This is a genomic window from Billgrantia saliphila, from assembly GCF_002930105.1.
In the GTDB taxonomy this organism is placed as follows: Bacteria; Pseudomonadota; Gammaproteobacteria; order Pseudomonadales; family Halomonadaceae; genus Halomonas; species Halomonas saliphila.
In genome coordinates this window covers 428,619-441,510 of record NZ_PJRN01000001.1, presented here as the reverse complement: position 1 = coordinate 441,510, position 12,892 = coordinate 428,619, and the positions used below count along the sequence as shown (strand labels likewise).

Genomic DNA, 12,892 nt, shown 5'->3' with positions numbered 1-12,892 from the left:
AGGCTTTGCGCCAAGGATTCCGGTGAAAAGCCCGCAACCATGTAGTCATTTCTCATTATCGGCGTACGGCCGAACAACTTTAGCCCTTGTCCCGAATGACGAGTCAGGGCCAAGACCGCTCAGGTCGAGACGGGGATCTCTTCGATCATGTCTCCCAGACGCGCCGTGACGTCGCCACGCAGCACCTCGCCCAGCGCAACGCCGGGCGGCTCGACGCTCCCGGTCAGCTGCACCTGGAATGGCTTGCCCTGCTGGTCGAGCCGTTGGACCCAAGCCATCGAGCCCCCACTGAAACGCACCAGCGACCCCACCGGACGCAATCCGAAACGCTGGACATACCGCTTGACCCAACGAGGGTCGAACAGCTCGGGTGACTTCAGCAAGTGACGATAGACCGAATCGATACGCCATGCCGGACGATCGGCACGATCACGGCGCATGGCATCCACCACATCGACAACAGCGCTCATGCGGGCCAGTTCCGGCAGGTTCGAACCTTCAGCTCCTGCAGGATAGCCACTGCCGTCCAAGCGCTCGTTGGTTCCATTCACTATCGCCCTGATAACGGAGGGCGAAAGCCATTGGCAGCGTCCGAGTCTCAGCCGTAATAGCGACACATGTTCCTTGAGCTGCTGATATTCCGGCGACCCGAACGATGTGGCAGTCAATAGCCCCGGCGGCAACAGCCCCTTGCCCAGATCATGCACCATGGCACTGGCGGCTAGCGCCTTGCGCACATCACGCGGCACCGAACTGCCGCTGGATAATGCCAGGGCGTGAACGGCCACACTCAGGCCATGGCGCACGAGCCAGGGTTCGCGACTGAGACAGCGTGTCGCGAACAGCAGCGCCTCGATATCCTCATCGGCAAGCAATAACAGCATATCGGCGTGGCGAGAAAGCTGCACCGAATCGATCATGTCGCCCTGCTGGAGCTCGAGCAATTGGGCGTCAAGGTAGCCGGCCACGCGCGCCAGGCGCCGCGCCATGGGCGTCGGATACTCCAGCAGGTTGCGCCGGCCGACCGTTGGCGCCGCCGCCGCGGACTGGCTCTGGAACAGCGTGGAGGGCAGTCGGCCGACATCGGCCTCCTCACCGTAGCGGGAGGTTTCGCGCTCGATCTCACGCACGAAGAACCACAGCTTGCGCTCCTGCTCCGCCGTACGCTCTTCGAAATGAAAACCGACACGCAGCGTCTGGCGGTCGGCATCCGCCACCTTGTGGCGGGGCATCCCCTTGATCGTGAAGCGGGTGCCGTTGGGAAAGCAGAGTTCGATCTCGAGCAGGGCAGCTTCGGCGAGCAGCGTGGCCGACGACGAAGGCAACTCGAGCTGGCAGCCCTCTTGCGACAGGTCCTTGAGATCGCCCTGTACGGATGTCTCGTTGTCGCCCAGGCTGCGCAGGATGGCTCCCACCTCCATGCCCAACCGCAAGCGTGCACGGAACGACTCGCGACGCTGCAGCTCCTCGAGATACGTCGGGTATTCACCCAGGCAGGTAACGCGACCTGCCGCCGCATCGACGTCCAGCGCCTTGAGCTGAGGCGTACGCACCATCTTGCCATTCACCTGCCCCAGCAGTCGGAAGCCGAGGCCTCGCTTGAGCTCACCGCTGATCTCGCGCACCGCAGTGATATCGAGCAGCAGCGACTCGGCGGGGCGCTGTTCCATGACCACGACCGGCAACGGAGCGCCATCGGGCTTGTCCAGCAGCAGCGAGGCTCCACCAGGCTGGATCAGCCAATCCAGCAGCGTTTCGATTTCGACCGGACTCGTCACCCGGATAAAGTCATCCTGCTCTTGCGTCATGCGCGTCTCGCCCGCCTCCCGATAACTGGACCACCAAGCAACATGCCGAACCCTCATCTATCGGCCGAAGTGAGCGGGCCTTTAGCATTGATTTTTCCGGGCCGCCGCTCGCTCAGGTAATCTCGCAGCCGCTCCAGCGGCATGGGACGAGCGAACAGGAACCCTTGGAAGACATCACAGCCGTGAGCCGCCAGGAAATCACGCTGCTCAGGCTCCTCGATTCCCTCAGCTACCACAGACAGTCCCAGGTGATGGGCCATCGAGATGATGCCCTGCACGATGGCACTGTCATGGCGATTGGTCGTCACATCGCGAATGAAGCTTCGATCTATCTTGATCTTGCCGATGGGCAACTGCTTGAGATAGCTCAGGCTCGAGAATCCCGTACCGAAGTCGTCGATGGAAACCTCTACCCCCATATCGCGGAGCCGGTGCAGGGTGGCCACGGCCGATGCCGTCTCGGTCATCAGTACGCCCTCGGTCAGCTCCAGTTCGAGCGCCTGGGGCGAAAGCCCGGTTTCCAGCAGCACCTGCTGCAGGTTCGTCAGGAAATTGGCGCGGCGGAACTGCAATGGCGAGAGGTTGACCGAGACCCGAAACTGGCCGTACCCCTGTTTTGCCAGCCGGCACATGTCGCGACAGGCCTGGCGCAGCACCCAATCGCTGATCGGCCCGATCTGCCCGGTATCCTCGGCCAGCGGAATGAACAAACCCGGCGACAGGTAGCCACGCACGGGATGCTTCCAGCGCACCAGCGCCTCGAACCCGAGCACGCTCTCGTCGGTGGCATCGAGCAGGGGCTGGTAATGCAGCTCGAAGTTTTCCGCCTCGATCGCCTCCTGCAGGTCATTGCGCAGCGCCATACGCGTGCTCACCTCGTCATTGAGGTCGCTGGTGAAGCACTCCCAGGCATTGCGCCCCTTCTGCTTGGCGCGGTACATGGCCATGTCGGCCTGCTGGATCAGCTCGACCGGGTTCTTCAGCCCTTCGTGCAGGAAAGCGATGCCGACGCTGGCACCGATGTAGAGCTCATGCTCTTCGACTCGATAAGGCCGACCGATGCATGTCAGCAGGCGCTCGGTCAGCCTGAGAGCCGCCTCTTCATGGCTGAGCTCCGGCAGCAGAATCACGAACTCATCGCCGCCGAAACGCGCCAGCGTATCCCCGGGGGCCACCTCGTCGGCAAGCCGTTGGGCCACCTGGATCAGCACCTGGTCGCCGACCTCATGCCCCAGGCTGTCGTTGATGGGCTTGAAATCATCGAGGTCGACGAACAGTACGGCCAAGTGCCGGCCATGCCGCTGTGCCAATTGCACATCGTGCAGCAGATGGTCTTCGAACAGCGACCGATTGGCCAAGCCGGTCAGCGCATCGTGGCTGGCATGGAACGAAAGCTTCGCCTCGTAGGCCTTGCGCTCGGAAATGTCATGCTGCACGCCGACGAAATGCGTCACCTTGTCTGCACCATCGCGCACCGGCGCCAGGTAAAGATTGTTCCAGAACGGCGTACCATCCTTGCGATAATTGCAGAGGGTGACGTTGATCTCACGCCGCTCGACAATGGCTTGTCGGATCTGGGCGATAGCCGTCGGATCGGTTTCGCTGCCCTGCAGAACGCGACAGTTCTTGCCCAGCATCTCGCTGCGTCGATAGCCCGTAATACGCTCGAAGGCCTCGTTGGCGTAGATGATCGGCATGTCCGGCACCTGCGCATCGGTAATGATGATGCCATTGATGCTGGCCTCGACGCTGCGCTGCAGGATGCGCAGCTCGGTCTCCCAGCGATGACGCTCCGTCATGTCCTTGGCGATACCGTAGAGTCCGATCACTTTGTCGTTGACGACGATCGGCAGATTGGTCAGGTCGAGATAGACGCTACCGCCATCGCGACGCTTGACCATCAAGGAATGACGAAAGGCCTCTCCCTTGCCGGTCTCGCGGAAAAGCGTCTCGATGCGCTCGCGGTCGGCGGGCTCGATCAGCTCGGCGAAGTGCAAGCCGTTCAGCTCCTTGAGCGAGTAGCCGGTGATGCCGCTGCAGGCCGCATTGGCAGTGACGAAGTAACCGTCGAGATCGAGTGAGAAGACCGCATCGGGGTGGTAAGTGAAGAGTGAGCGATAGCGCTGTTCGTTCTCGAGCAGTGCGCGACGATTGCGCTCGCGCTCGACCGCCAGCGATACCAGCTCGGCCGCCTCGATCACGCGGCGCCGATCGCTTCGTGAAGGCTCACGCGGCTCGCGGTAGTAGGTGGCAAAGGTACCCAATAGCCGCCCATCGCTGGCGATGACCGGATAAGACCAGCAGGCGCGCAGCCGATGCTCTTCCGCCAGTTCGCGATATCCCCGCCAACGCGGATCCTGTGCGATATCCACGCTTATCGCAAAGTCACGGATGTGGGCCGCATGGCCGCATGCCCCCACTCCCGGCCCGATCGGTACGTTGCGCACCTTCGAGAGGTATCGCTCCGGCAGGTTGACGCTGAAGAACTTATCCAGCGTTTCCTGCTCGGCATCGCACAGCATGATGGATGAGATCGCACCCTGCGACTGCGACTCGACCAGGCGACAAATCGCCTTGAGAGTATCGGACAGCGGCTGGTCGCGGGCGATCAAGGTCTGTACGCGCTGCTGGGCGCGCAGATGACGCTGAGCGCCCACCAGGGCCAGCGAGCGACGCCGGCCAAGACTCGCCATGCCCAAGCTGAACGCCAGCAAGTAGCTGAGCACTAACCCGCCCACTGCGACACCCAGCGGCATCAACCCATTTATCGAAGCGGTCGGCACGTCATCGCCATGGACGTGCATCTCTACGGTCACACCGCCCGGAAGGATCAGCTGGCTCTTCACCAGTTCGATATTGCTCGAGAGGCCATGCTCCCGATTGGCCACCAGCGAAGTCGAATGACGCTCGATCGAAAGAGTGAGCGGCGTCACCAACGCGCGGATCTCCTCGCGCAGCAGCCGCTCCAGATCCACGATGGCCACCAGTTGACCACTGACGGTGCCGGGTAGCGGCACCGCCACCAGCGCCAATTCGGGGCGCTCCATGTGCGGCAGCACCCAGCGAGGATAAGGCCCACCCACCGCCAGCCAATCGAGTAGCCAATCGTGCAGCTCAATGCAATGGTTCAGCGTGAAATCGTCAATGCGATCCCGCCCCCAGGGAAAACTCTCACTTTCTGATTGCCAGTGCAGCGATGCCAGGCTCGGCATGTCGCGAAACGAGGCGGCTGCCTCGGCCTCTCGATACGCCAACGGCGGCAGGCCTTCGAACTGCGACCAGCGAGTCGCCATGCGCTGCAGTTCACGCTGCTGACTATCCAATACCCGCTCGGCGGTGACCTTGAAGCTCGAGAGCAGCTCTGCTGCATGACGCCGCTTGGCATCATGCTGCTGCCAGGTAAGCGCGGACCAGGCGAGCCCACTGGCCAGCACGCTTCCCGCCAGCGCCAGGATCGCCATTCGACTCAGCATTGGCGCCACCGCGTGATGACGCGCCATCAACCACATGGCCGTGCCGGTCAATAGTGCCGGAAGCGCGGTAAAAGGCGTGGCAAAGGCACTGCCCCATGGTCCCGGTGAGAAACGCTCCGGCCATAGCGCAGAGAGAAGGCTCACGGCACCGACCAGGACAATGATTCCACCACCCAGCAACCAGCCACGCCTGGCGCGCGGCGTCGCGTTGCCGGCCAACAGGCAAGCCGAAACCATCAGCACCGCAATGCTGGTAGCCGGCGTTAGCGGCTCTTGCCATGGCAAGGGCAGCACGAGGAGAGTCGGCCACAGCGCTTGCAGCGGAGCGTGCAGTCCGAACGGCAGCAGTAGCGCACCGCATAGCCGCGCCCACTGCAAGCGCTGTAGCAGTATCGCCAGCAGACCGGCACCCACCAGCAACATCAACGGCAGGCTGGCACGCGACGGGTGCAGGCCGACCGGCAGCTGCCAGGCCGCCAGCCCATTGATTGCCCCCATGACCACGAGCAGCACCGGCACCAGCATCAGCCAGGTATGTAGTGCCACCTGCCGAGAATTGTTGGGCATGCGGCCCCCGCTAGTGACTTTTCTTGACTTGTCTATCGGCGGGAAACCGGAAAACTTGAGCCGGGACGGCTAGATGTCGACCATCGCCTCGACTGCTGCCACCTGATTGCGGCCATCGCGCTTGGCCTGATAGAGCGCCTCGTCGGCGCGCCTGAGCGCCGATGACGGCGACTCATCCTGTTGCAGGCGAGTCACTCCGATGCTCGTGGTGATGGGAATGCGCTGCTCTTCGTGGTCGGTGAATTCGAACGTCTCCACGGCAAAGCGAATACGCTCGGCTACTTCCATGGCTCGCGCCTGGCCGCTGCCAACCAGCAGCACGACGAACTCCTCGCCGCCGTAGCGTGCCACACAGTCATGGCGACGGGTCTGGCCCACGAGCAGCTCGGCAAACTGCTGCAACACCGTATCGCCAACGGAATGGCCGTAATTGTCATTGATCCGCTTGAAGTGATCGAGATCGAGCAGCAGTAGCGAACAAGGAATACTGCCCACGCTGCCAGGCCCTTCGGTTTCACGTTGCCACGCCTGGATCTTGGTCAGATGGACTTCCAGCGCCCCACGATTGAAAAGCCCCGTCAGGGGATCATGGGTCGCCTGGCGGTAAAGCCGGAGCAGCAGGCTGAGCTGGAAATGATTCGCCGCCAGAGACACCGACAACAGGCTCGAAAGCAGCCAGAAGGCTTCCATGCCGCGGCCAGTCAACCAACTGCCGTCGATCGTCTGCGAAAAACCCAGCAGCCCCATCAGAAGGATGCCGGCAAACAGCGACTCCAGCAGCGTAAAGGGGAAGACGCTCAGCGATGCCACCAGCAAGAAAGGAATGAACCCATAGCCCACCAGGCTTCCCACCTGCCGTTCGGGCAGCATGACCAGGACGAAGAGGTAGAAGGCTGCCGGCAGGGCCAGCAGCATACCGGCACTCAAGCGAATTCGGCGTATTCGCTCACCGCTGGAAAACGCGAGCAGCAGCGCGGCCAACAGCCCCAGCATCAGCGCCACCCGACCCACCAGGGTATACTTCAACAGCTCCACGGGGAGTACCAACGCATCCACCACGATCCAAAGCGGAGAAAGCAGCGAGAAGACGAGCCCAAGCGCCAGGACGCGGCTGCGTAGGTAGCGTGCGTGTGCAAAGGCGAAATCGCGCGAATGATGACGGCGACTGAGCGTATCGCGCAGCGAGCTCAAGCCGACGAAGAGCTCGTGTCCCATTTCCGGCGGTTCGGCCAACGCATCCAGGCGGCGGTTCTGATACTCACGAGGTTTCCGTGTCTTGCGCATCAACATGACATGGCCTTGTAGAGCGGCCCGGATCAATGGCCGGGAATGAGGCGGATCGGAGAGACATACTAAAAACCCATCGATCTTATACCAGAGCTCAGCCATCCGGCAGCACATCGCGCTCGTTTCGTAACGAAACTCACGAACCAGTCAACCCAGCCGCACGATCGACTGAAACCGCCCTGCTCCTGAAAAAAACAACCGATAAGTGCCGTGTACACCGTCGCGCGTGACCACCCGGCGCAGCGCCTCGGCGGGAAAGACGACCCGCCGCCCATCGAGGCTATGGGCCAGCACCTGGCCGACTCGGCCCTCATAATGCGCCAGGCAGGCCTCGGCCGAAAGTTCGATTCGTATGTCGATGCTTGGCATGTTCGCTCTGTCCCGCACCTCATCAGTCACACGCTTGATATGGCACGCCCCGGTTGCCTTCAACGCTGCGTCAGCCAATAATCCGACGAAACCGCGCTTGCGCCTAGATCTAGGACACTGCCATGTTTTCCTCCACCGTCATCAGCCCCGTTAACCCCCCTTCCGTCTCGACGGCCGGTTCCAAAACTTCGGAAACTTCCCAGGTGACACGTGAGCCGGGCGCGCCCGAACGGATGAACGATACCACCAGCGCGGCACACGAGGCGGCAAACGGCAAGGTGGCAAAGGGCGATGCGCCGCAAAAGCCCAATGGCGAGACGTTGACCGAGCAGGAACTTCGCCAACTGGATCGCATGAAGGCCATCGATCGCGAAGTGCGTCAACATGAGTTGGCCCATCAGATCGCCGGAGGGCAATACACCGGCGGCGCCAGCTACGAATACGTACGCGGACCGGATGGCGAACGCTACGTCGTCGCAGGTCAGGTTCCCATCGATTATGGTCCCGTTCCCGGCGACCCTCGCGCCACCATCGGCAAGATGCAACAAGTCATCAGTGCCGCCCTGGCACCGGCCGACCCCTCGCCCAAGGATCACCAGGTCGCGGCCTCCGCGCGCCAATACCTGCTCACCGCACAGCTCGAACTCGCCCAGTTGAGCCGCCAGCAGCATGGCGACACCGCGGCAACCTCCCAGCAGGACGAAGGAGACGGGACTCAGAAGTCGTCATCACCGCGCGCGGCCACTCCGGAATTGAGCCAATACGACATCGTGGCCAAGGCCATAGAGGCAACAGGCGGAATCGCCAGGTTGCATAGCGAAGCCTGAGCCTCTAGCCATCCAGCATTTTGCCTACCGCCTTGTTCGCCTTGCTCCCTCAGGGCAAGCCGTGCATAGAGCTGCCAGGCGGACCGCTTTCGCGAATTAAGCAACGGTAATAAGATACACACATTCTAATAAAGCAGTAATAAAACCAACCCAGCGTCCCACCTCGGCAGGACGCCTACGCAGGAAATCACAATGAAAGATTCGCTTCTTTCGCCACGCGGGTCCGCTCGAATCGGCGCGATCGTACTTGGCGCCACCTTGGCGTTCTCCGCATTGACGGCCCAGGCTCAACAACCCGACTGGTCAGGCGACCCTAGCTACGGTAGCGTCCACCTCGAGGCAGGCTTCACACCGGATCCCTGGACGCAAAGTTTGCAGGCCGGTGGCTCCACCCAAGTAAGCGCCAAGCTGGGACCCAACTGCACCGGCTACATCATGGCCAGCGCCCCGGATGTCGACCTGCACTATACCGCCGGCAGCATGCCGCTGTACTTCGCCGTACAGTCCGCCTCCGACACTACCTTGATCATCAATGCACCCGATGGTCGCTGGTACTGCAACGATGACTTCAACAGCCTTGACCCCGTCGTGATGTTCCCGAACCCGGCCAGCGGCATGTACAACGTCTGGGTGGGCGTACACGGCAGCAGCCAGATGCAGTCAGCCACGCTGAAGATTACCGAGCTGAACCCCACCCAATAAGCATAACGGATTTCAAATGGGCCGCTCGTCGCGGCCCTGTCCGGGACCATTCCACTCATGTCCCGTTTGCAACTCGTGAGCGCGCTGGTAGAGTCGTCGAATGCTTTCGATGGCGACGGCTTCATTCTCATCCAGCGTCAGCATGGCGCCTTCCGCTCCTTCTCTTCCTTCGACAGCACCAGAGAATTCGTGCGCGTAACGCCTCAGCAGATGGTCAAGATTCAAGCGAATCATGGCGATCTCGAGTTCGAATTCGGTACTGAGCTCATCAAGCCGTGTCTTCTCGACCGGATCGTAACAATGCTCACTCCTTATCATGAGCGTATTGTTGACGAAACGTTCAGTCGCCTTGAGCTTGGGAACGAGATCGTGAATCACAACGTGTACAGGTATTTTCTCTTTGGACATGGAGCTCCCCTTAGGCAGGCTGCCTTGCATAATCATGCCAAACCTTACGGAGCTCCTTCTCCTTTATCTTCTTCTTTAGTTTAAACAAGCCCGCCGTATCGACCCTTTCGATGGGTTCCAGAAAATCAAGAACGACATGATATACAGGACGATCCCAAAAGTCGTGTATGAAGATGCGTGTCTCGTTCGGATCCACATGATGGCTCAGTAGATGCTGAATGGCCGTGATCACACAGGCGACACGAAACCGCCCATCAACCAGGATCAAATCAAACGGGCTATCATGAGCAAGAATGGCTCGACTATAATCCTGGAATTTACCTGCCGCCTCCAAGGAGACTGGGTAGCCCCACTCTCGTGTCGGGCCGATATCCACGACTTCGATCTGGCAGCGTTCACCTAAGGAACTCTTGAGAGCAGACACCCAATTGGCGTCGCTTTCGACACCGTACGCAGTCAAACCCATCTTGACAGCCCAAACAGTTGAGCCACCTGAACCAAACTCAAAGTATCGCTTGGCATTCTTCAGGACATCTTGAAAAAGACTTCGCTCAGCTTTCGACATGTGTGGAGCATCAGGGAGACGAAGTTGTTCCTCTTCAGTACGCTGCGCTTCCGAACGCGCTTTAGTCACGTTGACCGCTGCCTTACTGGTTTGGCGCGCATGACTACCCAGAGGTCTCTTTTCTGCAGACAGGTAGCGGGAAGCAAGTTCTTCATCTATCTCATCGAGAAGTGAGAACGTCATGTCCTTGGCACCAAATACAGAATGCAGCAGGAAAGCAAGCTTGGTTTTGGCATCATCACCCAAACAGCTTAGGCGACTGTTATCGGGCAAGAAAAGCGCATCCGCAGATGCCAGAACCGTGCCAGAAAAGCTCTCATTTCCGCCCCCTGCCTTACCTGTATGGATATGGCGAAGATCATTCAATCGATAGAATTGAAAGCCGTTCTGCGTCAACCAATCCTGAATTTTTCCCAACGCAGGCTGACGCTCATGTGTTGGGTGGAAAGCTACTCGAACCTGGACCAGCAATGTGTCCGCAAGGGCCTTTTTTCCATGTTCGAGAATCGTCAGTGCGTCGCTCAGTTCATCGAGAATCAACCAGTCCAGGCTTTCCAGACCTTCGATGCTGTCGAGAGCAATGGTATTAATGGATAATTCCGTAAGAATTTGGCAGCCGGGTTGTTGCGCTTGGGCTATCTCAGCAGCAGGCAGCGGCATGAGAGTACCTGACATAGCAGGGTCCAAACAGGCGTAAAGAGTTGCCGGCTCGCCATCGCCCAGAACGGCGTGCGAGAAGACTTGTACGCTGTCGCTATCTTGGAATCGCTGCGGATTTTTGATACCACTTGCTGGATCGAAAGCCACGATCCCAAACGCATTTAAAGACAATAGTTCATCGAGACCGTTATTCGATACTAGCCTTGCACTATTATCGATAGTGATAATTTTTCCAGGCAGCTGCCAATTGAAACTTGACTCCTTGTCAGCACAATCAGGAGCGTAAATGATTTCAACGGGCTGCTCTTCACCCTCGAACCACGCTTGACCCTCCTTGTTGAAGGTGAGTGCAGCAGGCGCTTTGCCTTCACAGTGCCGCTGCCAGATCGCGCGCATGGCATCTGTAAAATGGCGGGCAAAGCGGCGCGCGTCACAGACCGGTGATTCGAGAAGTATTTGGCGTAAATGTTGGCGAATGGTAGCCAAACTATCCAAATCAGAGGCCAATTCAAGCACGCGCTGGCGATACTCTTCCCAGCTTGCCACAACCAATTCCGGCATTCCGGCATTGATCAAATGGGTAGCGCTGTGCCGCCCTGCAAAAGTAGGGCCAGGCAAAGTAACGACAGGCACGCCCATATACAGAGATTCACACGTAGTTAATCCACCCGAGTACGGCCATGGATCTAAGGAAATATCGATAAAATTATAGGAAGCCAAGAGCTCACTATGTGAAGAAGGCCCCTCCACACGCACTCTATCTGACTCTATTCCATGCATAGCCAAGCTAGAAATAACTCTTCCACTCAGCTCGTCGCTATCAAATTGTAAGCTTTTTAGAAATAAGCGACTACCAGGCACTTCATGCATCAATAGCGCCCAGTTCTGCAAGACTTCGTTATTAATTTTAGTTGCATTGTTAAAGCAACCGAAAGTTATATATCCACTTTCCTTAGCCGGCAATAAACCAACTGGAGGAGCATATGATGGAGCAGAATAACAAATATAATCGTCCGGCATCCGTATTAAATTTTCTACGTAGAAGTCATCCTCATTTACAGGAGTTTCCACCCCATCGCTGATAAGGTAATCGATTGCCGCTACACCTGTTGTATTTATTAATCCACCCACCCACTTTACTAGCAGCGGTGCAGGTTCCAGCGCCATAGACAACATACGATTGCCAGCATTATGGCCTACCAAGTCTATTAGTATATCAATTTGATCATTTTCCACCCGACTTGCAAAAGCTCCATGGTCGAGATGTTCCACTGGCAACCACAGAGATGCCAAATCCTGAAATCGCTTAGTAATATGGTCTACATGATTTGATGTGGCATAAAGATAAATCTCAAAATCTTTTTTATCAACCTCCTCTAAAGCAGAAATAATCATACTTCCCACTGGGTGATTTCTAAAGCCATCGGAGACCATGCCTATACGAATCTTTTTATCAGCGCTTTTATTACTTGAAAATGGTCTCGTGGGTCTTTCTAGCGGCGCGAATCTTTTATTCCACTCACAACACATTACAAATAATCTTTCTTTTTTATACTCAGGGTGATAGTGAGCCGTGGTAATAAGATTGGAAAAAGCGAGCAATGTGCTATTAGGCGCCTTCAATGCTCTCTCATAAGCAATTAAACTCTCATCCAGTCGACCAAGATCGTTCAGCACATTACCATAATTATTCCATAAGCCCGAGTAGCTAGGGGAAATTTTTAAGCCTTTCTCATAACACTCAACGGCTTCTGAGTGCCTATGCAGAGCCACTAGTATTATTCCTTTAAGGGAGAGAAATTCTGCGCTATCCGGCTGGACTTCACACGCTCTATTTACAAACCCTAAAGCAGATTCATTTTCTCTCCGCTTATGATGCAAGTACGCCATGCCATGAAGCGCTTCAGCATAATCAGGCTTTCTTTCCAATGCTTTTATGAGAAGAGCTTCTGCTTGCTGCACATTGCCAAGCTTATATTCGGCCTCAGATAACTTGCCAAAAACTTCAAAATCAGCCTGCCCTGCCTCAACTAGGACAGTAAAATATTCAATGGCTTGGTGCAGATCCCCTTTTTTTAATAACGCCTCTGCCAATCTCTTGCGCAACTTGTAATTTCCAGGCTCTCTTATTGCTTTTTCACGCATTTTTTTTATGCTTAGCTTTTCGCCGAACACGTCCTGATCATAACGTGATGGCGATCTAAAATTTCTTTTAGTCATGAATTC

The 12,892-nt window shown here is 57.6% G+C and carries 8 protein-coding genes; 2 read left to right on the top strand and 6 right to left on the bottom strand.

Annotated elements, in window-relative coordinates; genetic code table 11:
• Positions 1–119: 119 nt before the first annotated feature.
• From CYJ07_RS02065 to CYJ07_RS02050, 4 genes are all read right to left on the bottom strand, one after another.
• Complete coding sequence (locus CYJ07_RS02065; protein ID WP_104201993.1) at positions 120–1,808, bottom strand: HD domain-containing phosphohydrolase; 1,689 nt, start codon at positions 1,806–1,808, stop codon at positions 120–122.
• A gap of 53 nt (positions 1,809–1,861) precedes the next feature.
• Positions 1,862–5,848 carry an EAL domain-containing protein gene (locus CYJ07_RS02060; RefSeq protein ID WP_231489500.1) on the bottom strand — a complete coding sequence of 1,329 codons (3,987 nt, stop codon included), beginning with the start codon at positions 5,846–5,848 and terminating at the stop codon, positions 1,862–1,864.
• A 69-nt stretch (positions 5,849–5,917) separates the two neighbouring features.
• The gene (locus tag CYJ07_RS02055; RefSeq protein ID WP_197038230.1) at positions 5,918–7,138 is read right to left on the bottom strand and encodes a GGDEF domain-containing protein; all 1,221 of its coding nucleotides are present in this window, start codon (positions 7,136–7,138) and stop codon (positions 5,918–5,920) included.
• A gap of 144 nt (positions 7,139–7,282) precedes the next feature.
• A complete protein-coding gene (locus CYJ07_RS02050; RefSeq protein WP_104201991.1) occupies positions 7,283–7,504 on the bottom strand; it encodes a DUF2835 domain-containing protein in 222 nt (73 codons plus the stop codon).
• Positions 7,505–7,707: 203 nt separating this feature from the next.
• On the opposite strand from CYJ07_RS02050, the gene CYJ07_RS02045 reads away from it, so the two are divergent.
• Positions 7,708–8,331, top strand: coding sequence for a putative metalloprotease CJM1_0395 family protein (locus CYJ07_RS02045; RefSeq protein WP_231489499.1), 624 nt, complete (start codon positions 7,708–7,710; stop codon positions 8,329–8,331).
• A 192-nt stretch (positions 8,332–8,523) separates the two neighbouring features.
• Positions 8,524–9,033, top strand: a complete 510-nt coding sequence (locus tag CYJ07_RS02040) for a peptidase S1 (RefSeq protein ID WP_104201989.1) — start codon at positions 8,524–8,526, stop codon at positions 9,031–9,033.
• A 12-nt stretch (positions 9,034–9,045) separates the two neighbouring features.
• Here the strand turns inward: CYJ07_RS02040 and CYJ07_RS02035 are convergent, their stop codons facing one another.
• Together CYJ07_RS02035 and CYJ07_RS02030 are read right to left on the bottom strand one after the other, a co-directional pair.
• Complete coding sequence (locus CYJ07_RS02035) at positions 9,046–9,441, bottom strand: hypothetical protein (protein ID WP_156085462.1); 396 nt, start codon at positions 9,439–9,441, stop codon at positions 9,046–9,048.
• Positions 9,442–9,451: 10 nt separating this feature from the next.
• Entirely contained in the window at positions 9,452–12,886 is a 3,435-nt protein-coding gene (locus CYJ07_RS02030) for an O-linked N-acetylglucosamine transferase, SPINDLY family protein (protein ID WP_197038228.1), read from the bottom strand.
• Positions 12,887–12,892 lie beyond the last annotated feature (6 nt).

Excerpts from the sequence above, each read along its gene's own strand:
- CYJ07_RS02050 (WP_104201991.1), bottom strand. The coding sequence starts at position 7,504 with ATGCCAAGCATCGACATACGAATCGAACTTTCGGCCGAGGCCTGCCTG.
- CYJ07_RS02065 (WP_104201993.1), bottom strand. The coding sequence starts at position 1,808 with ATGACGCAAGAGCAGGATGACTTTATCCGGGTGACGAGTCCGGTCGAA.
- CYJ07_RS02030 (WP_197038228.1), bottom strand. The coding sequence starts at position 12,886 with ATGACTAAAAGAAATTTTAGATCGCCATCACGTTATGATCAGGACGTG.
- CYJ07_RS02035 (WP_156085462.1), bottom strand. The coding sequence starts at position 9,441 with ATGTCCAAAGAGAAAATACCTGTACACGTTGTGATTCACGATCTCGTT.
- CYJ07_RS02055 (WP_197038230.1), bottom strand. The coding sequence starts at position 7,138 with ATGTTGATGCGCAAGACACGGAAACCTCGTGAGTATCAGAACCGCCGC.
- CYJ07_RS02040 (WP_104201989.1), top strand. The coding sequence starts at position 8,524 with ATGAAAGATTCGCTTCTTTCGCCACGCGGGTCCGCTCGAATCGGCGCG.
- CYJ07_RS02060 (WP_231489500.1), bottom strand. The coding sequence starts at position 5,848 with ATGCCCAACAATTCTCGGCAGGTGGCACTACATACCTGGCTGATGCTG.